The 21639-nt window shown below is 55.5% G+C and carries 22 protein-coding genes, 1 pseudogene and 1 riboswitch; of the genes and pseudogenes, 17 read left to right on the forward strand and 6 right to left on the reverse strand.

Translation table 11 applies throughout. From position 1 onward, the window contains the following. Positions 1 to 73 precede the first annotated feature (73 nt). Both ACP6EK_RS05445 and ACP6EK_RS05450 read left to right on the forward strand, forming a co-directional pair. Positions 74 to 2818: a diguanylate cyclase gene (locus ACP6EK_RS05445; protein ID WP_438313849.1), complete on the forward strand. Its 2745-nt coding sequence runs from the start codon at positions 74 to 76 to the stop codon at positions 2816 to 2818. A gap of 48 nt (positions 2819 to 2866) precedes the next feature. Next, positions 2867 to 3520, forward strand: coding sequence for a class II aldolase/adducin family protein (locus ACP6EK_RS05450; protein WP_438313852.1), 654 nt, complete (start codon positions 2867 to 2869; stop codon positions 3518 to 3520). 1 nt (position 3521) lies between these two features. Here the strand turns inward: ACP6EK_RS05450 and ACP6EK_RS05455 are convergent, their stop codons facing one another. Further along, positions 3522 to 3734 carry a hypothetical protein gene (locus tag ACP6EK_RS05455; protein ID WP_017874043.1) on the reverse strand — a complete coding sequence of 71 codons (213 nt, stop codon included), beginning with the start codon at positions 3732 to 3734 and terminating at the stop codon, positions 3522 to 3524. A gap of 52 nt (positions 3735 to 3786) precedes the next feature. Here ACP6EK_RS05455 and lipB point away from each other — a divergent pair, with 52 nt between their 5' ends. Genes lipB through ACP6EK_RS05470 form a run of 3 tightly spaced genes read left to right on the forward strand, consistent with a single transcriptional unit; the run spans position 3787 to position 5850 of the window. Then, on the forward strand, positions 3787 to 4467 hold the full coding sequence (gene lipB / locus ACP6EK_RS05460; protein ID WP_438313856.1) for a lipoyl(octanoyl) transferase LipB: 681 nt from the start codon (positions 3787 to 3789) through the stop codon (positions 4465 to 4467). Continuing rightward, positions 4460 to 5308, forward strand: a complete 849-nt coding sequence (gene lipA / locus ACP6EK_RS05465; protein WP_438313858.1) for a lipoyl synthase — start codon at positions 4460 to 4462, stop codon at positions 5306 to 5308. The genes lipB and lipA overlap by 8 nt, the downstream gene beginning before the upstream one ends. Continuing rightward, positions 5305 to 5850 (forward strand): SAM-dependent methyltransferase, encoded by a 546-nt coding sequence (locus ACP6EK_RS05470; protein ID WP_438313861.1) that lies wholly within the window; start codon positions 5305 to 5307, stop codon positions 5848 to 5850. Before lipA ends, ACP6EK_RS05470 begins: the two co-directional genes overlap by 4 nt. Here ACP6EK_RS05470 and ACP6EK_RS05475 read toward each other — a convergent pair. From ACP6EK_RS05475 to ACP6EK_RS05485, 3 genes are all read right to left on the reverse strand, one after another. Further along, positions 5828 to 7624, reverse strand: a complete 1797-nt coding sequence (locus ACP6EK_RS05475; protein WP_438313864.1) for a dynamin family protein — start codon at positions 7622 to 7624, stop codon at positions 5828 to 5830. The two genes, ACP6EK_RS05470 and ACP6EK_RS05475, sit on opposite strands and share 23 nt — an antisense overlap. Positions 7625 to 7729: 105 nt before the next feature. Then, entirely contained in the window at positions 7730 to 9268 is a 1539-nt protein-coding gene (locus ACP6EK_RS05480) for a MutS-related protein (RefSeq protein WP_438313867.1), read from the reverse strand. Beyond that, positions 9265 to 10809, reverse strand: a complete 1545-nt coding sequence (locus ACP6EK_RS05485; protein WP_438313869.1) for a MutS-related protein — start codon at positions 10807 to 10809, stop codon at positions 9265 to 9267. The genes ACP6EK_RS05480 and ACP6EK_RS05485 overlap by 4 nt, the downstream gene beginning before the upstream one ends. A gap of 87 nt (positions 10810 to 10896) precedes the next feature. Then, a riboswitch (Fluoride riboswitch) is annotated at positions 10897 to 10960 on the reverse strand. Between the two features lie 172 nt (positions 10961 to 11132). Here ACP6EK_RS05485 and secE point away from each other — a divergent pair. The 7 genes from secE (at position 11133) to ACP6EK_RS05520 (ending at position 15061) form a co-directional block, all read left to right on the forward strand. Beyond that, a complete protein-coding gene (gene secE / locus ACP6EK_RS05490; protein ID WP_438313872.1) occupies positions 11133 to 11336 on the forward strand; it encodes a preprotein translocase subunit SecE in 204 nt (67 codons plus the stop codon). Positions 11337 to 11358: 22 nt separating this feature from the next. Continuing rightward, complete coding sequence (gene nusG / locus ACP6EK_RS05495; protein WP_017873846.1) at positions 11359 to 11880, forward strand: transcription termination/antitermination protein NusG; 522 nt, start codon at positions 11359 to 11361, stop codon at positions 11878 to 11880. A 15-nt stretch (positions 11881 to 11895) separates the two neighbouring features. Continuing rightward, complete coding sequence (rplK, locus tag ACP6EK_RS05500; RefSeq protein WP_017890130.1) at positions 11896 to 12324, forward strand: 50S ribosomal protein L11; 429 nt, start codon at positions 11896 to 11898, stop codon at positions 12322 to 12324. A gap of 13 nt (positions 12325 to 12337) precedes the next feature. Further along, positions 12338 to 13054: a 50S ribosomal protein L1 gene (gene rplA / locus ACP6EK_RS05505; protein ID WP_438313875.1), complete on the forward strand. Its 717-nt coding sequence runs from the start codon at positions 12338 to 12340 to the stop codon at positions 13052 to 13054. A 153-nt stretch (positions 13055 to 13207) separates the two neighbouring features. Then, positions 13208 to 13738: a 50S ribosomal protein L10 gene (gene rplJ, locus ACP6EK_RS05510; RefSeq protein ID WP_438313878.1), complete on the forward strand. Its 531-nt coding sequence runs from the start codon at positions 13208 to 13210 to the stop codon at positions 13736 to 13738. A gap of 3 nt (positions 13739 to 13741) precedes the next feature. Further along, entirely contained in the window at positions 13742 to 14125 is a 384-nt protein-coding gene (gene rplL, locus ACP6EK_RS05515) for a 50S ribosomal protein L7/L12 (protein WP_017873850.1), read from the forward strand. A 33-nt stretch (positions 14126 to 14158) separates the two neighbouring features. Next, positions 14159 to 15061: a DMT family transporter gene (locus ACP6EK_RS05520; RefSeq protein WP_438313881.1), complete on the forward strand. Its 903-nt coding sequence runs from the start codon at positions 14159 to 14161 to the stop codon at positions 15059 to 15061. Positions 15062 to 15127: 66 nt separating this feature from the next. On the opposite strand, the pseudogene ACP6EK_RS05525 reads toward ACP6EK_RS05520, so the two are convergent. Then, positions 15128 to 15781, reverse strand: a pseudogene (locus ACP6EK_RS05525) (YdcF family protein); the annotation flags it as partial. Positions 15782 to 15847: 66 nt separating this feature from the next. Here ACP6EK_RS05525 and ACP6EK_RS05530 point away from each other — a divergent pair. Together ACP6EK_RS05530 and ACP6EK_RS05535 are read left to right on the forward strand one after the other, a co-directional pair. After that, positions 15848 to 16786: a phosphoglycerate dehydrogenase gene (locus ACP6EK_RS05530; protein ID WP_438313883.1), complete on the forward strand. Its 939-nt coding sequence runs from the start codon at positions 15848 to 15850 to the stop codon at positions 16784 to 16786. A gap of 1 nt (position 16787) precedes the next feature. Continuing rightward, a complete protein-coding gene (locus ACP6EK_RS05535; RefSeq protein WP_438313886.1) occupies positions 16788 to 17267 on the forward strand; it encodes a thermonuclease family protein in 480 nt (159 codons plus the stop codon). Positions 17268 to 17282: 15 nt separating this feature from the next. Here ACP6EK_RS05535 and ACP6EK_RS05540 read toward each other — a convergent pair whose 3' ends face one another. Further along, entirely contained in the window at positions 17283 to 17927 is a 645-nt protein-coding gene (locus ACP6EK_RS05540; protein WP_438313888.1) for a bifunctional 4-hydroxy-2-oxoglutarate aldolase/2-dehydro-3-deoxy-phosphogluconate aldolase, read from the reverse strand. Positions 17928 to 18191: 264 nt separating this feature from the next. Between ACP6EK_RS05540 and ACP6EK_RS05545 the strand changes: the two genes are divergently transcribed. The 3 genes from ACP6EK_RS05545 to ACP6EK_RS05555 all read left to right on the forward strand — a co-directional run bounded on the left by ACP6EK_RS05545 (position 18192) and on the right by ACP6EK_RS05555 (position 21591). Beyond that, a complete protein-coding gene (locus ACP6EK_RS05545) occupies positions 18192 to 18986 on the forward strand; it encodes an SDR family NAD(P)-dependent oxidoreductase (RefSeq protein WP_438313890.1) in 795 nt (264 codons plus the stop codon). A 53-nt stretch (positions 18987 to 19039) separates the two neighbouring features. Continuing rightward, a complete protein-coding gene (locus ACP6EK_RS05550; protein ID WP_017873064.1) occupies positions 19040 to 19777 on the forward strand; it encodes a UTRA domain-containing protein in 738 nt (245 codons plus the stop codon). A 407-nt stretch (positions 19778 to 20184) separates the two neighbouring features. Further along, positions 20185 to 21591 (forward strand): sugar ABC transporter substrate-binding protein, encoded by a 1407-nt coding sequence (locus tag ACP6EK_RS05555; protein ID WP_438313893.1) that lies wholly within the window; start codon positions 20185 to 20187, stop codon positions 21589 to 21591. Positions 21592 to 21639 lie beyond the last annotated feature (48 nt).

Raw genomic sequence — 21639 nt, forward strand, 5'->3', positions numbered from 1 at the left:
GTATTGACATGTTTCCCTCCTTTTTCTACAATCCCGGTAGATTTCGGGGGTTTGATTTTGAGGAGGGGAAAAGGTGTCGTTACGGTACAGGGTTGTCGCCATTGTGGGCGTGGTGTCCCTCGTTTCTTTCTTTTTGACCGCTTTTGCCCTTCGCCACATCCTTGTCCGGGAGTTCCTCGCCCTGGAGAGGGAGAACCTCACAAAGAGGGTGGAACAGCTCCTCCACCTTGTGGAGGGGGAAAAGAAGAACCTCGAGCGCATCGTTGTCGACTGGGCTCTCTGGGACGATACCTACCGATTCATGGAGGGGGAATATCCGGAGTACGTGGAGGTGAACTGCACCGACGATATTTTCCCGAACCTGGGGATTCACTTCCTGGGGTTTTTCAGAGAAGACGGAACCCTGGTCTACGGGAAAAGCCTTGACCCGTATACCCAGCGACCTTTTGCCCTTCCCCAGGGGTTCATCCCTTCCGTGCGATCTCTTGGAGGGCTTCTGTCCCGGGGGTATCTCCTCGACCGGAAGAGCGGGTTCTTTCCCGTGGGGAAGGAAACCTGGTTTTTCGCCATTTCCTGGATCCTCCGGAGTAACCTCTCCGGTCCTCCCCGGGGGTTCCTCGTCATGGCCCGGAAGGTCGACGAAGGTTTCCTCGCGCACCTCTCGGATCTCTTTGGGTCTTCGGTGAAGCTCGGTGCTCTGGACTCGTCCCTTTCAGAGACCTTCACGGTGCGGGAGATTGCACCGTTCCGGGTGCTGGTGAGCGTCCCCGTTTCCTACGCCGTTGGAAGCGGAGGGATAATCCTGGTTTTTCCGTATTTCCAGAGTTTCGCGGAGCGGGGGCAGAGGGTGGCGGTCTTTCTTGAACGGGCTCATGGGGCAGGGAGCGTCGCTGTTCTCGCCCTCCTTCTTTTGCTCCTTGAGGGGGTTGTGGTTCGGCGGATTCTCTACCTTGCCGCGTTTCTCCGGAAGGTGTGGGAGAGCAGGGATTTCACCCTTCGGGCAGAAACAAAGGGAAAAGACGAGGTGACCCTTCTTGGAGGTGCAGTCAATACCCTCCTTGAGGAGGTCGTTGCACGGAGCAGGAGCCTTGAGGAGAGCGAGACCCGCTTCCGGAGGCTTTTTGAGGGAGTCCCGGTGGGAGTGTACCAGGCACGCCTTGGTGGGGAAGTGCTCCAGGCCAATCCCCGCATGCTTGAGATTGTGGAATGCCAGACACTTGGAGAGTTGCAAGAACTCGGTCTTGCCTTCTTCCGCCAGGATGCCATCCTCACCCTCGCCTCTTTTGAGGAACTCCTGAAGCGAGACAGAGCCATTCGGGGTGTGGTGACCACCTGGAGGACGAAGACAGGGACGTTGCGCTTTTTGCGGGAGAACGCTCACCTTGTGAGGGATGAGGTGTACGAGGGAACGCTTGAAGACGTGACGGAGGAAATCCTTGCCCGGGAGAGCGTCCGGAAAAACGAGATGTACTACCGGATTCTCCTTGAGTACAGCTCTGATGCGGTGCTCGTTCTTGAGAGGGACGGGAGAGTTCGTTTCGCCACTTCTTCGGTAGAGAACGTCACCGGATATACTCCCGAAGAGCTTCAGGGTGCTCTGGCCCTTTCTTTCCTTCATCCCGAGGATGCAAGACAGGTGCAGCACCTCTTCCTCCAGGGGAAAGAGGGTGAAGTGCGGCGGGTAGAATTCCGCCTGAAACACCGTAGCGGCGAGTGGCGGGTAATGGAGGCCATTGGCCGGGTTCTTCTTGCGCACCCCCTTATCCAGGGTGTCGTGGTGACGGTCCGAGATGTGACCGAACGAAAACGGGCTGAGGAGGCGGTTCGTCTCGCGAGCTTCCGGGATGTCCTTACCGGCCTCTACAACCGGGCGTACTTTGAGGAAGAGCTCGACCGTCTGAACACCGCCCGCGTCCTTCCCTTAAGCCTCATCGTGGGTGACGTCAACGGTCTGAAGATTGTCAACGACGCCTTTGGGCACGCTGAGGGAGATCGCCTTTTGCGGATGGTGGCCGAGGCTTTCCGCGCAAGTTGCCGGAAGGAGGACGTTGTGGCTCGCTGGGGCGGAGACGAATTTGCGGTGATTCTGCCAAAGGCAGATGCTCCGGTGGCCTCGGAGATATGTGCGAGGATTCAGGAAAGGCTCAAAGGGGAAACCTCGGTTCTCCCTGTAGACGTTGCCCTGGGATGGGCAATACGAGAAAGCCTTTCCCAGAGCCTTGAAGACGTCGTTCGAGAAGCTGAGGAACGGATGTACCAGGTAAAGCTTGCCGGGAGGGAACGCTTCTACGAAGGAGTGCTGCAGTCCTTTGGGGCGTTCCTTGAGGAACTTTTGGGGAAGCGTTATCTTGAGGAAATGGAGAAGCTTGTACTTCGCTTTGCCAGAAGACTCCGGCTTTCCGAATCCCAGAGGGAGCAGCTCGTCCTTCTTGCCCGCTTCCACGAGATCGGCGTGATTCCCCTTGCCCGCCGGGGAGAATGGCCGGGACTTGACCAAGAGGCCTTTCTTCGCCGTCATACGGAGTCCGGGTACTTCATCGCAAGCAACATCCCTCGTCTTGCCCCTCTTTCTGAGGCTATTCTCGCACACCACGAGTGGTGGAACGGGGAGGGTGTTCCCCGGGGACTCCAGGGAGAGGAAATCCCCCTGCTCTCAAGGATTGTTGCCCTTTGCACGGCCTTCCTGGAGCAACCTTTTGCTCAGGCTGTAGCACACATTCAGAGGGAGAGTGGCCGGGTGTTTGACCCCTTACTTGCCCGGGAATTCCTGACCATGGTTCGGGAACATCCTTCAGAAAACGGAGCACGGTGCATCTAAGCCCAGTTTTTGCGGTATAATAAAAGGACTCAGAAAGAAGGGAAGGCTATGGACGAAAAGAGACTCCGGGGAGAACTTGCAAACTTTGGTCGACGAATCCTTGAAAGCGGCCTGGCTGTGGGCCCGGGTGGGAACATCAGCGCTCGCTGTGCGGAGAAAATGCTCATTTCCCCAAGCGGTCTTTCTTTTGAAGAGGTGTCACCCGAAGACTATGTGGCTGTGGACCTTAGAAGTGGAGCGGTTCTGGGTGAGGGTCGACCATCATCTGAAGTAGCCATGCACCGGGCGGTTTACCTTGCCCGGGAGGACGTGAATGCGGTGGTCCACGTGCACCCGCCTTTCGTCATCGGGGTGACAAGCGGTGGGGGAAGCATTGAGCCGATGTTCCCGGATTTTGTCGCGCTCATTAAGCGGGTAGCTGTTCTCCCGTACATCCTCCCCTGTACGGAACGGCTTGCCCAGGCAGTGAAAGAGGCAGTACAGCACGCCGAAGCCGTGGTTTTAGTGAACCACGGAGCCATTACGGTGGGTGCGACCTTGAAAGAAGCCTTTTACCGGGCACAGATCCTTGAAGAAGCGGCAAAAATTACAGCCATTGCGCAACTTTTCGGGAGCCCTCGGGTTCTGAGTCAGGAAGAACAGGAAGAACTCCTTGGGCTTGAGGCTGAGAGGTATCGTCAGAGCGTGCTCAAGAGGGCGTGAACTACACGCGCTGGTACTGGGCGAGGGACTGGATGTGCTCTTCGATGGCCCTCATGCAGAGGTAACAGAGGTTGAACTCGTGGTCAAGACCAAGGGAAATGTGCCAGTCGGCATCTCTGCCGCAGAGATCGCAGGTGACGAAGAAGGTCATAATGGGTTCCTTGAGGTATGAGAAATTCTGTAACGCCCGAGCGATTTCCTCTTTGGTGCGCATGCCTCTCCCTCCTTTCTACTTGTGAAAACCAGAACGCATAAGGAATATTCCCGTGAGAAACGTTCGTTTTCCTTATCAGGTGTTTGCTGAGGTGCCCTACGGGGAGGCCCTTCTTCTCCAGAGGGCCCTGGTGGAGAGGATTGCCGAGGAAAACCGTCCCGGGGTTTTTCTTCTCCTCGAACACCCCCCGGTGGTGACCCTGGGTCGGGGTGCGAAAAAGGAACACCTTCTCCTTTCGGAGGAGGCCCTCAAAAGACAGGGTATTGAGGTGTATGAGGTTGAACGGGGGGGTGATGTGACCTACCACGGTCCGGGGCAGATTGTGGGGTACCCTCTGGTGAACCTCCGGTTTTGGAAGAAGGACGTTCACGCCTTTTTGCGGTCCCTGGAGGAAGTGCTCATCCGGTTTCTTGCCCATTTTGGGGTTTCGGCCTTTCGTTTCCCTCCGTACACGGGGGTGTGGGTGGAAAGGGATGGACCGAGAAAGATTGCCGCCATTGGGGTTGCCGTGCGACACTGGGTGACGTATCATGGATTTGCGCTGAACGTCGCTTTGGACCTTGCACCCTTCGGGTACATTGTTCCCTGTGGCATACGGGGTTTCGGAGTGACAGCCCTTCAGGAAGTTCTGGGAAGGAGTTTTGGGCAGGACGATGTCCGGAAGATGAAGTACCTTCTTGCCCAGAAGTTCGGAGAAGTCTTTGGTTTTGCTATGGAGGAGAGTCGTGGGTAGTCTTCCTCCCTGGATTCGACGGCGGTTTCCGCCGCAGGAAGAATGGGAAAAAGTTGAGAAGCTCCTTCGCAGCCTTTCCCTCCACACGGTCTGCGAGAGTGCCCGCTGCCCAAACCTCGGGGAGTGTTTCCGCCGGGGGACGGCAACCTTTCTCATTCTTGGGGATACCTGTACGAGGAGTTGCCGCTTCTGTGCGGTGAAGAAGGGAATACCCCTTCCTCCTGATCCCGAGGAGCCCCAGAGGGTGGCCGAAGCAGCTGGAACTTTGAACCTGCACCACGTGGTGGTCACTTCCGTGACCAGAGACGACCTTCCCGATGGGGGAGCGGAACACTTTGCGAAAACCATTCAGGCGATACGGGAACGCCTGCCGCAGGCCACGGTTGAAGTTCTCGTCCCCGATTTCCGGGGGAGTGCAGAAGCCTTGGAGATTGTCCTTGCCGCCCGCCCTGATGTGCTCAACCACAACGTGGAGACGGTGCCCCGGCTCTATCCCCTGGTGCGTCCTCAGGCGGACTATGCCAGATCCCTTGAACTTCTGCGAAGGACCAAGGTGCGCTACCCCGGGATTCTCGTGAAATCAGGACTTATGGTTGGTCTTGGGGAAGCCCGAGAGGAAGTTGAAGCCGTCCTTTTGGACCTTCAAGAGGCAGGGTGTGATGTCGTCACCATTGGCCAGTATCTCCGACCAACTGCTTGGCATCTTCCTGTAGCTGCGTATGTTCCTCCCGAGGTTTTCGCTTACTACAGGGAATACGCGCTTCGTCTTGGGTTTCGGGGTGTGGCCAGTGGTCCCTTTGTGCGGAGTTCGTACCGGGCCGAGGAGTTCGTAAGCGGATGAGCCTGGCTTTTGTCTTGCTTTCTGTTTTTCTCGTGCTCTTCTTTTTCTGGCTTTTTCCGCTGTTCTTCCGGGGTATCCCCTGGCAACCCACAGACATGCGGCGGGTGCGGAGGATGCTCGAGATGAGCAGAATCAGACCGGGAGAAGTCCTGTACGATCTTGGGTGTGGAGACGGGAGGATTCTCCTCTGTGCTGCCCGGGAGTACGGCGCCTGTGCCGTAGGAGTGGAGCTCAATCCCTGGCTTTTTCTCCTTGCCTGGTTCCGGGTGCTCCTTTCGGGGCTCCGGTCAAAGGTTCGGGTGGTTTTTGGGAATATTTTTTCCGTTGATCTTTCCCGGGCGGATGTCATCACGCTGTTTCTTTTTGAGCACGTGAACGAAGCCTTGAAGGAGAAACTCCTCCGGGAACTCAGAGATGGAACCCGTATCGTGTCGTACGTCTGGACCTTTCGGGGATGGACTCCGAAAGAGGTTGACCGGGATCTGCGTCTTTTCCTCTATGTGAAAGGCGAGTCAGAGCCTAAAGGTTCCGGTACTGTGTGAAGGAAGCGAATTCGGCCTGGAGCTCCGTGAATACCCGAGAGGCTGCGCTGAGACTGGCAATCTCTGCCTGGAGGTCCTGACTTTTTGCCACTCTCCTGAGGTGGGCTTTTTCGATGGCGCCGTAGGTTGCGGCGATGGTCTTTTCGAGCTGCTCCTCCAGGGCTTCAGAGAACTGGTGGAAAGTGTGATTGAGGTTCTGCAGCGTTGCCCAGCGCAGATTTTCCACGTTACTGGTCACCAGTTCCTCGATTTCCTGCTGAATCCGGCGAACGATTTTCGCCTGACGGACCTTTGCCGGAAGCAGTGCCGAGAGCACTCCTTCAGGGAGGAAGCTCAAGTGAGTATACCATTTGTGGGTCACCCAGTAGGGCCGTCGATACATGGCAAAGGTCTCCGAGCTTTTCGGTGAAGTGTAGGGAATGTCGAAGAGCTCACTCGCCGTTCGTCGAACGGTTTCAACGAGTTCCTGGACTTTTCCTTCGTAAGGCTCGAGAACTTCAGCGACCCTCTTCGCAAACGCGCTGGCGATTTCGCTCAGCTCGCGCTCGAAGAAGGCAGGGATGGCTTCGGCGAGGGTGGCCCGAATTGCCTCTTCGGGGTGAGTGTGCTGCGTGACCAGACACTGTTCGACAACTGTGAGGAGGTGGGTTCTGGCTTTTTGTCGAAGGTGTTCTGCCTGTTCTTCAAGCAGTGCCACCATTCGTTTTCTCTCGCCGGAGAGAAGGTCTCCGAGCTGAACGCGTTGACGTTCTGCCTCCCGAATTTTCTCGGTGAAAATTCGCAAGCGCTCGTCGAGGTCGCAGAGTGGCATCTCTAAAGAACGGAGCACAAGGCGCAGGTGCATGACAAGATTGTCCAGGACATTGACGGCCTTTTTTGCCAGGGCAACCTGAAGGGTATCGCGTTTCTCTTGAGCAAGAAAAGTCAGGAGGTACTGTGCGACCCTGGGGATACCGCTTCGGTAGAGGAGGTCCGGGTCGTTCTTTTTCTTTCCCTCGAGGGCCAGACGAGCCGAAACAGGGAAGATGGGGAGTTCGCCCTCTATTCCTGCTTCCTTTCGCAGCACGTCCTTAATGAAGGAGAAAAGGGAGGTCACCTCTTCCTCTTTGAGGTAATCCACTTTGTTGAGGACGAAGAAGAGATGGGCAACCTTGGAACGTACGGACTGCAGAAACTCGACCTCCGCTTCGGTCACCGGGGGGTCGGTGGAAAGGAGAAAGACTGCTGCATCGCACTGGGGCAGGAAGTTCAGTGTGGCCTCGGTGTTGTGACGGAGAGTTGACCCAATCCCAGGGGTATCGATGAGCACCACCCCGGCCTCAAGGAGTGGAGAGGGGTACGATACCTCGACCTGGGAGACACTCCTCGTATTTTCCGGATTTCTTGCTTCGGTGACGAACTGGGAGAGAAAATGCAGGAGTTCTTCCGGGTTTTCTCCCTCCCACGTTTCCTCCTTCCCCTCCTCAAAAAGGACTCGCACTCGAGCCCTGAGGCCAAAGAGAACGAAGGTGGGCACAGCCGTTAGGGGAAGCACTGCCGTGGGGAGTATTTCTTCTCCAAGAAGAGCGTTGATGAACGTGCTCTTTCCCCGCTTGAACTGCCCAAGAACCGCCAGGTGAAAGCGTTCTTGAAGCAGCCTTTCTTTCAGATTGTTCAGGGCTTTTCGCTCGTTCTCAAACTCGGATCCCAGGGCTTCGAGTTCCTTGATGGCTTCTTCAAAGAGAACGGAAAGGTCCTTTGCCCTTTTAGGTACTCGTTCTTCCTGCTGACGCATGGGAATCCCTCCGTTTCACGTACTCAAAGGCTCCAATCCCCGCTCCAGGACCTGCAGAGGCTGACTGCCGTACCCTCTTTAAAAGAGCGCAGATGCTTCATCACTTCACCTCCAGGAAAGCTGTAGAGAGCTTTTTTCGGGAAGCTCATTTTCTGATGTTTCGAAAACTTTCCTGTACACGTCCTCTCCGTAGCTTGTTTGCAGGGGTTCACCTTCAACGATTTTGAACGTTCGTTTTCCGTTGCTTTCTCGCTCGGCACGCAGGAAGAGGACGTTGTCCATTTTCGGGACGAGGAAACTGTGGGCGAACTCGTACTGGTGTGTTACAAAGACCACCTTGATACGTCTGTCAAGAAATGCGCTGACGATTTGGCGGGCGATTTCTGAACCTTCCCGCTCGTTTGTCGAAGCAAAGGACTCGTTGCACAGCACCATGGAATTCGGGGTGAGTTCATCGACGATATCGCTCATTCTCTTGAGTTCCTCGTCGAGTTTCCCGCTTTTCAGGGTCGTGTCCTCTCTCCGTCGAAAGTGGGTGAAAAGCCTCTCACAGAGGTTGGCACCGAAGAATTCGGCGGGGACAAACATGCCGCATTGCATCATGAGTTGTGCAATGCCTATACTGCGCAAAAAGGTTGATTTCCCACCCTGGTTCGCTCCGGTGACAATGATAAGGTCTTTTCCACAGGCATCGAGGTCGTTCCCCACCACTTTCTTCTTTGTCACCAGAGCAAGACAGGGGTCGTACAATCCGGAGGCGAGGTGTTTCCTTTCTTCTTTGGGGAAAGGCACGGGGAACGTCACCGGTTCGCCAAGGGCGGTGAGCTGGTCGTAAAGGTTGAGACAGCTGACATAAAAGGCCAGTTCCAGGCGGAGAGACTCAAAGAAGTTCACCACGTGGTCTGCCGACTGGGCCAGGGCATTTGCTGCAACGTTGACTCCTCGGTCTCTCAACTCTGACAGGGCTCTTGCTCCGCTTTCGTCTCGGGGGTCGATAGAGAAGGAATACACTGGGGATCTCCTCTGCCACGGTGCTCTCCAGCCTCTGGAGTCCTGGGGTTTCCGAAGAGTGTACTCCTCGCCCACGTTGCCCCTTCCCAGCCGGGCACTGATGAGCGCTCCCCTTTTCAACCTCAGCTCCCTCAGGTGTTCCTCGACTATCGCAAGGTAAGCGTCGTCGAGCTCTTCCTGCAACATGGCGAAAAACCCTGTGAAACCTTCTGATGTGAATCGGTGAGCATACCGGTCAGCAAAACTTCTGAGCTCTTTGAGCATTTCGACGGAAACTTCAAGAAGCCCCACAGCGCCAGAAAGAATGGAAGACGGGTAACGGGAAAAAATACCTCCCAGGTACGCCCTTTTCCTCATCTCTATGGCCTTCACCACCAGGGTATACATATCCCTGACGATAGAAGCGTTGCGGATACAGTCCTCAAGGACCTTCTGACGATAGAGGATGGTATCGATGTCCCTGCAGCTTGCAAGGAAGGCTTCCCGCGCAACCTCATAGAGGTAGTCGTCTCCAAGTGCCATGGCTTCCCAGAGAATGGCAAGTTCTAGGTCTTTCGCGAGCTCTTCCACAAGAGGTGAGCGTTGCTTCTTTAGGGTGGAATTGTGATCGCGGAACATAAGGAAGACCTTCATGGTTTGATCCGCTCCTTTATTTGATCTCTGGTGAGCCGGTATTTTTCCGCAATGAGCAGGGCAAAGGCCAGACCGTCGGCGGGTTTTCGAAGGATCTTGTACGTCCGCACGCCGGGGTTGTCCGGGTAGACGGTACTGACCATGCTGACAATCCTATCGCTCAAGGAGGCCAGTTCCACAACAAACGTTACCCAGACGCACAGGGCGTCGAGCTGGAGGATTCGTTCCATGATTTCTCGGCTGAGCAGCAAGGCATCGTGCAGGGTGGTGGAATTGAAGATTTCGTTGATGATTATGATGCTCTTTGAGGTTGCCTGGGTGAGGATGATGTGCATTCGAACCAGGTCGTCCTCAAGTTTGCCGTGGAGGTTCTTGATATCCTCTTCTCTCTCAAAATGGGTGAATATCCGATCGACGAGGAAAAGGCGTGCGGCCTTTCCAGGTACCGGGCACCCCAGGCTGGCCAGGTAGTGAAGTTGTCCAAAGGTCCGGGCAAAGGTTGTTTTCCCTCCCTGATTGGGACCGGATACCACAAATACCCGCTCCTTTCCCTGCAGGAAGAAGTCATTCGTGACAGCCATTTTCCCCTCACTCATCAATCGGTAGGCCAGTGCAAGATCAAAGGTCTCATGGGCACAGATGTCCTTGCAGGTGTCAGATACCTCGGGGTAGCAGAACTGGAGGCCCTTTCTTCGGAGAGGTGCGATGTACTCAAGATAGGCCAGGTAGAACTGGATTTCTCGGTCAAAGGTTGCAACAGTCTCGTCGAGAAAGTTGGCGTTCTCTGCGCAGTATGCTTCAAGGGAGGAAAACACCTCCGGGAAGAGCCTGGCCACAAGCTCTGCAATTTTCGCTTCAACATGATTCATCTCCACACGCTGTGGATACTGAATCCTGTAGTCTTTGGCCGCATCCTGTCTGAATTTCGCAAAAGTCTTTGCAATTTCTTTGCTGTAATCCGCTTCCTGCTCGTACCTTCGGACCTTTATGCGACCCCCATCGATGATGAGACAGTACTCTACACCCGCCAGATCGCGTCGTAACTTCTCCGTGGCCTCCTTGAGAGTCACGAAGCGGCTGGAGCGAATATACCCAAGGAGGTATTCCCGAAAAGCACAAAGACCACGGGACCGTATCGCTGAGGACGAGAGGGAATGTGCGAGCTTTTCAACTGTCTCGCAGTATGTTGCCACCGCTTCAAGAAGCCACCCCTCTTTGTTATGCTTGTAATAGAGCTTTTTGCTCAGTGCAAGCTGTGTGCGTACGGCATGCATCCCCTGAGAGAAGGTCCTGATACTCTCTGCGAGGTTTTCGTCTTCGAGGTCACGCATGACCTCCTGACGGTAACGAATGGCTTCAATGTCCTGCAAGGGGAGAAAGAAGAAAACCCGAAGATGGTACTCTTCTTCCCGACTGGCGGTCAGGGTGTTGACAATCTGGTCAAGACCGAGGTCGACAAAGAAATCAGGTTCAGAAGGAGGTACTTTCCGCAATAGCTCTCCCTTTGACCCTTCAGGAAAGAGGACACTGATAACCCCCATGTCGCAAAAAACCTCCTGTCCAGGAACACTGCCCCCCGAAGACCTGTCCCGGCCCACCTGCATAAAAAAAGGGCTGATGACTCTACGTTTCCCGTAGAAGCCATCAGCCCTTCAAGGGCACTTAAAGGGGGGCTTCATCCCCAGGAGAAATTATACCACCGTTGTGGGAATCTTCAAGGCGCAAGCTGGTGTTTTCTGTCGTGACCGACCTCCTGTGGCGTGTCTTTTTGGGAAAAGCCGAAAAACCTTTGACCCCGGGCTCATTGACAGAGGGTGAAAAAGCATTTATAATCCCGATGAATTTATCTTGGGGTAAAGGATGGGTGAAAGTTTTGGTCCGCTGGTTTCGTTCGCTGAAGAGTTATTTCATTGAGGCGTGGGGAGAACTGCGAAAGGTCACCTGGCCCAGCCGGAAAGAGCTGTGGAACAGCACCATCACGGTCCTTGTGGTCATCGTCCTTGTGGGAGTTTTCCTGGGAATTGTAGACCTGCTTTTGACCTTTATCATGGGGCTTTATCTCAGGTAATGGTGGAGGGGTTCGGAAACCCATGCAACCTCGGTGGTACGTCATCCATACTCTGGCAGGGAGTGAACACAAGGTCAAGGCAAATCTTGAGCGCCGCATCGCTTCCATGGGGATGCAAGACCAGATTTTTCGAGTTGTTGTTCCCATGGAGGAGACGATTGAAGTTCGACGCGGGAAGAAGCGTTTCACCAAGCGGAAGATTTTCCCAGGATACGTCATGGTCGAGATGATCATGAACGACCGCTCCTGGTATGTGGTGCGGAACACTCCAGGGGTCACAGGATTCGTTGGTTCAGGAATGCGTCCTGAGCCTTTGAGTGACGAAGAGGTGAAGGTCATTCTCCGTCAGACGGGCATTGAGAAGAAGCCACGCCTGGACATTGAAAAGGGTGAGGTTGTTAAGGTCATCTCTGGGCCATTCCTGAACTACACCGGAACGGTGGAGCACGTTGACCACGAACGGGGGAAAGTCACGGTGCTTCTCTCCATTTTTGGTCGGGAGACTCCTGTGGAACTCGAGTTTTCTGACGTTGAAAAACTCTAACGAGGTGGACGGGTTATGGCAAAGAAAGTCGTGGCAATGGTGAAGCTGCAAATCCCCGGGGGGATGGCTACTCCTGCGCCTCCGGTTGGACCAGCCCTGGGGCAGCACGGTGTGAACATCATGGAGTTCTGTAAGGCCTTCAACGCCCAGACGGAGAAGGACCGGGGGGTTCTTATCCCGGTGGAGGTTACCATTTATTCAGACCGTTCCTTCACCTTTGTGTGCAAAACGCCCCCTGCGTCGTTCCTCATTCGTCAGGCCCTGGGCATTGAGAAGGGTTCCGGTGAACCCAACCGGGTCAAGGTGGGGAAAATTCCACGGTCGAAGCTGCGGGAGATTGCGGAGAAGAAGATGCCCGACCTCAATACTACCGATATCGAGGCGGCCATGCGCATTATCGAGGGCACAGCCCGGAGCATGGGTGTTGAGGTCGTGGAGGGATAAGGGAGGAGTAGGTATGGCCGAGCGGAGCAAGAGATACCTCGCGCTCAAGGCAAAGATTGAACCCGGAAAGCTCTATGACCCCGAAAGCGCCGTCCGTCTTCTGAAGGAAATGGCCAGCGCCCGTTTCGACGAGACGGTGGAGATGGTGCTGAACCTCGGTATTGACCCGAGGCAGTCAGACCAGCAGGTTCGGGGGACGGTCGTTTTGCCCCACGGGACGGGGAAAACGGTCCGGGTTCTGGTCTTTGCGCAGGGCGAGAAGGCGAGGGAGGCCCAGGAAGCAGGAGCGGATTACGTCGGTGGCGAGGAGCTTGTGGAGAAAATCCAGAAGGGGTGGTTTGAGTTCGACGCGGCGGTGGCCACCCCAGACATGATGCGCATCGTGAGTCGCCTCGGGAAAATCCTCGGTCCCCGGGGGCTTATGCCCAACGCCAAAACGGGGACCGTGACGTTTGACGTTGCCCAGGCTGTGCGGGAGATCAAGGGTGGGCGAATTGAAATCCGGAACGATAAGCTTGGCAATGTCCACCTTCCCATCGGAAAGGCGTCGTTTGCCGAGGAGCAGATTCTTGACAACTTCTATGCTGCTCTCGATGCCGTGGTTCGTCTGAAGCCTCCTGCGGCAAAGGGTCGGTACATCAAAAAAATCGTTCTCTCCCTCACCATGAGCCCTGGTGTTCCTGTTGACGTCAACACTGCCCTTGCCCGGATGGAGAAGAGGGCAGCCTGAGAGGTGGGAAGGGCAAAAGCTCTGATCTTCAAAGCGTAATAGAGGTGCCTGAGAACCAGGGGCGCAAGCTTAAAAATCCTGGGGAGGCGAAGATGCGAGAAGACTCCTCAGGGGAGTCTTCTCTTTTTTGTGTGGAAAGGGGGTCGATGGTATTTGGAAAGAAGCGAGAAGGAGAACATCGTTAGAGAGCTCCTTGAGCGGTTGAAGAAGAGCCAGGCGGTTTTCGTCGTGGGGTACCACGGTATGGATGTCCCTGCCATGGAGCAGCTGCGGCGGAACCTGCGGGGCATCGAGGGAGAGCTCAAGGTTGCCAAAAATACCCTCATGCGCCTTGCTCTGGGACAGGCTGGCTTTCCGGGAGAAGACCACCTCCTTAAAGGTCAGAATGCCTTTGTCTTCTCCTATCGTGACGCGGTTCAGATAGCGAAGGCCCTGGCCGACTTTGCGAAGAAATTCCCGCAGCTTGAAGTAAGAGGTGGCTTCCTGGGGATGAGGCTCCTCAGTGCCCAGGACGTGCAGCGTCTGGCAGAGCTTCCCTCCCGAGAGGAGCTCCTTGCCCGGGTGGTTGGTGGTGTTGCCGCGCCGCTTGTGGGGCTTCTCGGTGTACTCCAGGGGGTTTTGCGGAACTTCGTGTGGGTACTGAAGGCCATTGAAGAGAAAAAGCGCACTGAAAAGGAGGCATGACCCATGACCAAAGAAGAGATCATCGAAGCGATCGAGAAGATGACGGTTCTTGAACTTGCAGAACTCGTGAAGGCTCTCGAAGAGAAGTTTGGAGTTTCTGCGGCTATGCCGGTGGCTCAGGTCGCTGCTCCGGTTGCCGGACCTCAGGCTGCAGCTCCCGCTGAGGAAGAGGAGAAGACAGAATTCGATGTCATCTTAAAGAGCGCTGGTCCCCAGAAACTCCAGGTGATCAAGGAAGTCCGGGCCATCACCGGTCTTGGTCTCAAGGAGGCCAAAGACCTCGTGGACAACCCGCCAAAGCCCATCAAGGAAGGCGTCAGCAAAAAAGAGGCAGAGGAAATCAAGGCAAAGCTCGAGGCTGTGGGTGCTGAGGTGGAAATCAAGTAGAGGGAGTGCCGCCCTTCGGGGCGGCCTTTTCCTATGCCTGGAAAATCCCTCCTGCGCCTTTACGCTTCGCTTTTTCTTGTCTCCCTCATCTGGGGTTTGAACTTCGGTATCATGCGCCTTGGGGTCCTTGCCCTGGGGCCTTTGGCTTTTCCGTTTCTCCGGTTCCTCCTGAGCACACCGCTGTTCTTTCTGGTGCTCTGGAGGACCGAGGGCTCGGTGGGCATTGCGCTACAAGATGTGCCGCTCTTTCTCCTCCTTGGGACCATAGGGTTTGGGCTGTATCAACCCCTCTGGAGCTTTGGGCTTCGCCTGAGCCTGGCGTCGCACTCGGCGCTTTTGCTCTCTCTGACCCCGGTCATTGTGGCAATCATGGTTCTTTTGCGGGGTGAAGAGGGGTTCCGGGGAATGCATTTTGCCGGGATTCTCCTTGGATTTCTGGGAATCGTGATCCTCGCTGCTTTCCAGGGTCAGGAACAGAGAGGACAGGCGGTGCTCCTTGGAGACCTTCTCACCCTTGGAGCGGCTCTCCTGTGGGGGCTGTACTGTTACTTTGGAAAACTCCTCCTTCGAAAGTATTCCCCCTTAAGAAGCAGTGCCTGGAGCATGCTCTTTGGAGTACTCGCGATGTTTCCAGTGTGTGCCCGGGATGTTTTTCGGGTTGCTCTTCGCAGCCACCTCACGCCGGTGCTCCTTTTTGTCTTCCTCTATGGGACCGTTCTTTCCTCTCTTGTGGCCTATGTGCTCTGGATGCGGGGTATCGAACAGCTTGGTGCCTCCAGAACCACAGCCTTCCAGTATGTGACCCAGATTTTCGGTGTTGTCGGTGCCTGGCTGATTTTCCGTGATCCTCTGAGTCTGCGCCTTTTTGTCAGTATGGTTCTCATTGGTCTGGGACTTCTCCTCACCCAGTGGAGAGCTTCGCTTCAGGAGGTATAGGAGGTATCCTACCCCCTCGTGGATGATGTCCCCCCAGGCGGAGAGGACCTCGGCTCTGGGAAGAAATCGCTCAAAGGAGAGCGCTGCTCCTGTGCTGAGCAGGGGATGAGCAGGGCAGGGGGTGATATCGGCTTCAGGATAGAACTTGCGAAAGGCAAGGAGTGCCCTGGGAAGGTGCACTTCGGAGGTCACAAGGTAGAAGCTGCGAATGCCCAAGACTCTGAGAAGCGCCGCTGTGTACCGGGCATTTTCCCAGGTTGTGCGGGAATACGCTTCAAGGATAACGTCTTCGGGGGGGACCCCGAATGTTCCGAGAACCTCAAAGGCCACCTCTGCCTCGGTAAGTGGTTGTTCCTCGTGGAGCTTTCCCCCGCTCACGATGATGGGAAGGGGCCTTTCCCGGTAGAGGAGGAAGGCCCGATACACCCTGGCAAGGCTCACAGGGCTCAGAAGGGGATTCCCTGTTCCCGGGTCTTTGACCACTCCTCCACCTAAAACGACGATGGCTTGAGGGGAGGAAAGAGCAGGCGCAGAGGAGGGACGGGGAAGAAGCAAGAGCACCCACCCTGCGGAGAAAAGGTAGAGAAAGAGCGCAAAGAGCGCGTATCCCCATGCCCGCCGTCGGCGAATTCCTGCTCGTATGCCCAAAAGCAGGCACACCAGGAGGATAACGCCGGGAAAATCCACAAAGGCACCGACGATTTTCTCTAAAAGGACCATCTCGCTTCTCTCCTTGTGGTATCCTTGTACTGTACATAGATAGGATAGCAGAACGGGGTGGTGGACATGGCAAAGGTTGTTGTTCTTGCCCGCTCTTTCGCCCGTGCCTCTTCAGAGCCCCTGGAGATCCTCCAGGAAGCTCACCTTGAGGTGGAAAGGAAGGCGAATCCCGAGCCAGAGAACGAAGAAGTCGTGGCTGGGCTCATAGGAGATGCTGAAGGAGTTATCGTTGGTGTCGACCGTATCGGAAGGGTGGTTCTTGAACGGTGTCCGAATCTCCGGGTCATCGCCAAGCACGGGGTGGGAGTGGACAACATCGACCTTGAGGCGGCAAAAGAACACGGTGTTGTTGTGGCCAACGCTCCCGGGACAAACACCGAATCAGTAGCGGATATGGCCTTTCTCCTCATCCTCTCCTGTGCCCGGAACCTGCCGCTCCTTATGGAGAACGTTCGCAAGAAGATCTGGGGTTCGCAAGCCCTCGGAGTAGAACTCGAAGGAAGGGTGCTCGGTATTGTCGGCCTTGGGCGTATTGGGAGAAGCGTCGCCCGGAGGGCTCTGGGTTTTGGGATGCAGGTGGTGTACTACGACCCCCTTGTTGAGGATGAAGCCTTTCGCCGTGTCTCCCTTGAGGACCTCTTTTCGATTGCCGACTTTGTCTCTCTCCATGCCCCTCTGACGCCGGAAACAAAACACCTCGTGAACGAGCGGCTTCTTTCGCTCATGAAAAAGGACGCCTTTCTCATCAACACCGCCCGTGGGGAACTCGTTGACGAGGAAGCCCTCTTCCGTGCCCTTAAAGAAGGCCGCATTGCCGGAGCAGGTCTTGATGTCCTCTCCTTTGAGCCGCCTTTCGAGAGCCCGCTCCTTACCCTCCCGAACGTCATCGTGACCCCGCACGTTGCGGCACACACGAAAGAAGCGAATATCAAAATGGGGAAAATTGCGGCGCTCAATGTCGTCCGGGTCCTCAGGGGTGAGGAACCATTGTTCCGGGTGGTGTGACGTGCGAAGAACGCCACAGCGCCTCTCCTGGGGTTCAATCCTCTTTTTCCTTCTTCTTTTGCTTTTCTACTACGCTGTTTCCCAGAGAACCCCGGGGGAGTACATCGTCGTCCGGGTGATTGACGGGGACACCATCGAGCTCAATACCGGTGAAAAAGTCCGCTACATCGGTATCAATGCTCCTGAGCTTCACCATCCCCAGAAGGGGGTGGAGTATTTCGCCCGGGAGGCCTATGAGGCGAACCGCCGCATGGTGGAGGGGAAGAGGGTCCGTCTTGAGTTCGACGTTGAGAAGCGTGACCGCTATGGGAGACTGCTCGCCTATGTGTACGTTGACGATATTATGGTGAATGAGTGGCTTGTGGCCAACGGTTACGCCCAGGTGGCCACCTTCCCCCCAAACGTCAGGTACGCCGAGAGGCTCCGGAAACTTGAAAAAGAAGCCCGCCGCCTGAGAATCGGCCTCTGGGGAAAGCCGTAAGCGGTAAGTTTCTTTTCAGAGGAACCTTACCGTTTCCTTGAAGCGGCGGGCAAGGTCCGTCAGTTCTTCCCATTTCTTCCCTTCGACGAGGTCTTTGCGCACGAGCGACCCTCCAACCCCCACGCAGGAAGCCCCAGCCTTCAGGAAATCGGCAACATTTTCCAGGTTTACCCCTCCTGTAGGACAGAGTTTGATGTGAGGGAAGGGCCCCTTGAGTTCCCGGATGTAAGAGGGTCCAAGACTTGATGCCGGGAAGACCTTCACCACCTCTGCACCGCTTTCCCAGGCCCTGAGGATTTCTGTTGGGGTCAGTGCCCCGGGGATGATGGGGACGTCGTACCGGTGGGCCATCTCGATGACCCGCTCGTTCAGCGAGGGGGTGACCAGGAACTGGGCGCCACTTGCGATGCAGAGCCTTGCCGTTTCAGGGTCAAGAACTGTCCCTGCTCCAAAGAGAACGTCGTCCATGTGCTTTCGAACTTCCTCGAGGATTTCAAGGACTCCTGGGGTCGTCATGGTGACCTCAATGCAGTGGATGCCCCCCTGCTTCAGCGCTTCCACAACCTCCATGAGGGCCTGGGAACTCTGGGCACGGATAATGGCGATGATTTTTTCCTCCTCGATGTACTGCACAATTGCCGCCCGTCCTTTAAGGCTCACGGCGCTTCCTCCTCTCCTGTTTTTCTCCCCATTATACCTGAGCGTTTCGATGGAATGCCCCACAAGGTGATGGTTTGGGGATTTTTTTCCGGAAAAAGCGCTGGAAAGGCGGTATCCAGGCGTTCAAGGAGAGTTTGGAGGAAGGCAGAGAACCTCGTGGAAAAAGCCTTTTGTGTGACAACACCCTGAGCCGGGACAGGTTGTTCCTTCTTTTCTTTAAGCATACAATGACCTTGAGATTTCTTTTACAGAGGAGGTATTCCCATGGACTTTGGTCTTTCCGGGAAAGTTGCCGTCATTACCGGGGGAAGTATCGGAATTGGTTTTGCCGTGGCAGAGGCGCTGGCAAAAGAAGGGGTGCACTGTGCGCTCTGTGCCCGGAATGAAGAGCGGGTGAAGAAAGCGGCGAAGACTCTGGAGGAACGATACGGTGTGCGAGCGATTGGTGTTCGGGCCGATGTGACCCGTCCTGAGGATATCGATGCCTTCGTGGAGGAAATCAGGAAGACCTTCGGGGGTGCGGACATCCTCATCAACAACGCCGGAACAGGAAGTGCCGAGAAAATCATGGATGCCCCTGATGAGCGGTGGCAGTACTACTGGGACTTGCACGTCATGGCGGCAGTCCGGATGTCCCGCAAGATCATCCCCTTCATGATCGAACGGGGTGGGGGAGTCATCATCAACACCGCCTCCATCTGTGCGCGGCAACCCCTGGATTACGAGCCAATCTATAATGTGACGAAGGCTGCCCTCGTCATGTTTTCGAAATGTCTGGCCAATGAAGTCATCAAATACAACATTCGGGTGAACTGCATCAATCCTGGCCTCATTCGCACCCCTGACTGGGATAAAACGGCCCAGATTGTGAGCAGAGAAAAGGGCATGACCCCGGAGGAGTACCTTGACCGGATTGCGAAGGACAATGCCCCCATCGGGCGTTTTGCCACTCCGGAGGAACTTGCCCACTTCTACGTGTTTTTGTGTTCTCCTCTTGCCAGCTACTGTGTGGGTTCCACGTACTACGTGGATGGTGGGTGGCTCAAGTGTACGATATGAGAGATTCTGCTACAATACTGCAAAAAATATTCAAAATGTAAAGGGGGTTGACCGTGTCTACCCTTAACCGGAAAGTCCCTATTCCTCTCTACTACCAGCTCAAGGAGATCATCCGGGAGCAGATTGAGGAAGGCATCCTTGCTCCCGGGGATTTGCTCCCCTCTGAGCGGGAGCTCTCGGAAAAGTACGGCATCAGCCGTCCCACCGTCCGTCAGGCCCTGAAGGAACTGGTCTATGAAGGGCTCCTCACCCGGGAGAAAGGTCGGGGAACCTTTGTGGCCAAACCCAAGCTCGAGTACGGGTTCATCCAGCACTTTGTCACCTTCTACGAGGACATGGCCCAGCGAGGCTACACCTTGAAGACCAAAGTCCTCCGGAAAGAGCTCCAGGATCCTCCCAAACGCATTGCTAGGGCTTTGCAGCTCAAAGAGGGAGAGAAGGTCATCTTCATCGAGCGCCTCCGCTTCGTGGAGGATGAACCTGTGGTCTGGGTTCAGAACCACATCCCCCACCACCTCTGCCCCGGGCTTTTAGAGGAAGACCTCACCGACCGCTCGTTGTACCGTCTCCTCACTGAACGCTACAACCTCAAGCCCCAGTGGGCAGAGGTGAGTCTCGAGCCGGTCCTCGCCACCGACCGGGATGCCGAGCTTTTGGGCCTCGAACCCAAGGCCCCGGTGCTCCTTATGGAGAACATCACCTACGATGTCAACGACCGCCCCATTGACCTCTTCATCTCCCGTTTCCGGGGAGACAAGGGGAGAGTGCGGGTGAGGGTATTGAGGAGCTGAAAGCAGGATCCGGGGCCTGCTGGTGGGCGTATCTTGGTGTTCTCGGTCACCGGGGCCTGTGGTGGTTGCATAGCTCAAAGGTCCTTCCTTCCCTTTTAAAGCATCCAGGGTCTTTTCTGCGCTTTCCCAGGTTTGGTTTCCTCTCCCTTGCACTGCATGCAGCAACGCCCCTGTCCGGAGAAAGCAACGTGGATATGTATCCAAGCGGAGGCCCTTTTCTGGTTTTAAGGTTAATACATCTTATTGACAACTTCGCCCGTTCGCGATAAAGTATTCACAGAAAAAGAATCATGGCTGTCTTTATTTGATCTTCGCTTTTGCGAGAAGGAGGTGGGTACAGGACCTGGATGATTGGTCAGAATGACCCCTCGCCTTGTGAATCCATTTTTTGAAAGGAGGGTTTGAAAGTGCGACGGTGGGTACGGTTTCTGGTGCTCCTTGTGGTCGTCAGTGTGGGTATAAGCGTTGTGCATTGTGCTCTTGCCCAGGAAGAGTTGCGACTCGATGAGAAGCGCATGGAGCTCGCCCAGCGGTACAAAAACGCCGAGCCGGGAGAGAAGTTCGCCATCGGATACATCACCTGGGGCCTTGCTCAGGAGTACCTCATGATATGTTACCAGGCGGTTGAGCAGGCATGCCGGCAGCTTGGCCTTGAGTTCATCGGCGCGGTGGCAGAAACCGATGCCGCCTGGATTGAAACCACAGAAAGCATGATCGCCGCAGGGGCTAAGGCCATCATCTACAACTGCCCTTCGGCTGCGGTGATGCCTGAGCTTGCCAGAATCTGCAACGAGCACAACGTGTTCATGGCCACGTTCTTCGGGTATACCGGTGAGATGTATCCGGGAGACCTTGGTCCCCGCTGGGTTATTGACAATACGCCCCTTTCAGACGAACAGACCTTCTTCCCCCTCATGATTCTCTTTGAAAAGATGCGCCAGAACGGAAAGACCAAACTCCTCCACCACCAGGCTCACAAAACGGTGGCCACTGTCTCCACTGTCTACATCAACCTTGGAGTGTTCATGGCTTGGAGCTTCTATCCCGAGATGCAGCTTTTAGGGCACCAGTACGGTGAATGGTGGTATGAGGGGGGCCGGAAGGCAGCCGAAGCAGCGCTTGCTGTGCGCCAGGACTATGAGGGTCTGTGGGGTGCCAATGATTCCCAGACCATGGGGGCTCTGCGGGCTTTGGAGGATCGTGGCATCGCCATTGGTCCTTTCACGGCTTCTCGAGACATGGAAATGACCACGGCTGAGGAAATCCTCAAGGGGAATTTCCTGGTTACTGCTGGTTTTGATATTCCTTACTTTGCGGGACGAATGGTTCCCATGCTCTACGACATGTGTGTGGGTGCCTGGTACCCGTTCCCTGAAGAGATGTTGCAGGCGCCGCGAATCAACACCTATGGAAGACCTGGTGAAGTAGAAAAGCTCGCCCGGGATGCTCGTCTCATCTGGCATCCGAACTTCTACCTTGCACCAACTCAGGAGAACCTGGAAAAAATCCTGCGGCAGATGAAAGAGCCCAAGCCCGAGTACCCGTATGATTTCCGTCTCCTTTCCATTGCCAAGTGTCAGGAGCTTGGCCTCTCTTATGACCGCCACGCAGGTGCAGACATACGCCTTGGCCAGCACGACTACTACTTCCCGGCAAAGCTTGAGAAATTCGGAAGCATGGAAGCCTTCCGGAAACACGTTGCCGCCCTCTATAACTTCTTCCTCGATTTTAGCTGGGCCGATACCTGGGAAGAGGCACAGAAGTACATCGAGAAGTTCCCGCCGGAGCTCAAGTGGGATCCTATCTGGAAGTGAAGTTCACCCCCTGCCTGCTTGCAAGCAGGCAGGGGCTTTCTTTCCTCT

The organism is Candidatus Caldatribacterium sp. SIUC1 (genome assembly GCF_051549785.1).
In the GTDB taxonomy this organism is placed as follows: Bacteria; Atribacterota; Atribacteria; order Atribacterales; family Caldatribacteriaceae; genus Caldatribacterium.

Bases quoted from the DNA above. Each gene is read 5' to 3' on its own strand.
- ACP6EK_RS05520 (WP_438313881.1), top strand. From the start codon at position 14,159: ATGCCTGGAAAATCCCTCCTGCGCCTTTACGCTTCGCTTTTTCTTGTC.
- ACP6EK_RS05485 (WP_438313869.1), bottom strand. From the start codon at position 10,809: ATGGGGGTTATCAGTGTCCTCTTTCCTGAAGGGTCAAAGGGAGAGCTA.
- rplA (WP_438313875.1), top strand. From the start codon at position 12,338: ATGGCCGAGCGGAGCAAGAGATACCTCGCGCTCAAGGCAAAGATTGAA.
- ACP6EK_RS05455 (WP_017874043.1), bottom strand. From the start codon at position 3,734: ATGCGCACCAAAGAGGAAATCGCTCGGGCGTTACAGAATTTCTCATAC.
- rplK (WP_017890130.1), top strand. From the start codon at position 11,896: ATGGCAAAGAAAGTCGTGGCAATGGTGAAGCTGCAAATCCCCGGGGGG.
- ACP6EK_RS05475 (WP_438313864.1), bottom strand. From the start codon at position 7,624: ATGCGTCAGCAGGAAGAACGAGTACCTAAAAGGGCAAAGGACCTTTCC.
- ACP6EK_RS05470 (WP_438313861.1), top strand. From the start codon at position 5,305: ATGAGCCTGGCTTTTGTCTTGCTTTCTGTTTTTCTCGTGCTCTTCTTT.
- ACP6EK_RS05480 (WP_438313867.1), bottom strand. From the start codon at position 9,268: ATGAAGGTCTTCCTTATGTTCCGCGATCACAATTCCACCCTAAAGAAG.
- ACP6EK_RS05530 (WP_438313883.1), top strand. From the start codon at position 15,848: ATGGCAAAGGTTGTTGTTCTTGCCCGCTCTTTCGCCCGTGCCTCTTCA.
- nusG (WP_017873846.1), top strand. From the start codon at position 11,359: ATGCAACCTCGGTGGTACGTCATCCATACTCTGGCAGGGAGTGAACAC.
- ACP6EK_RS05450 (WP_438313852.1), top strand. From the start codon at position 2,867: ATGGACGAAAAGAGACTCCGGGGAGAACTTGCAAACTTTGGTCGACGA.
- rplL (WP_017873850.1), top strand. From the start codon at position 13,742: ATGACCAAAGAAGAGATCATCGAAGCGATCGAGAAGATGACGGTTCTT.
- ACP6EK_RS05545 (WP_438313890.1), top strand. From the start codon at position 18,192: ATGGACTTTGGTCTTTCCGGGAAAGTTGCCGTCATTACCGGGGGAAGT.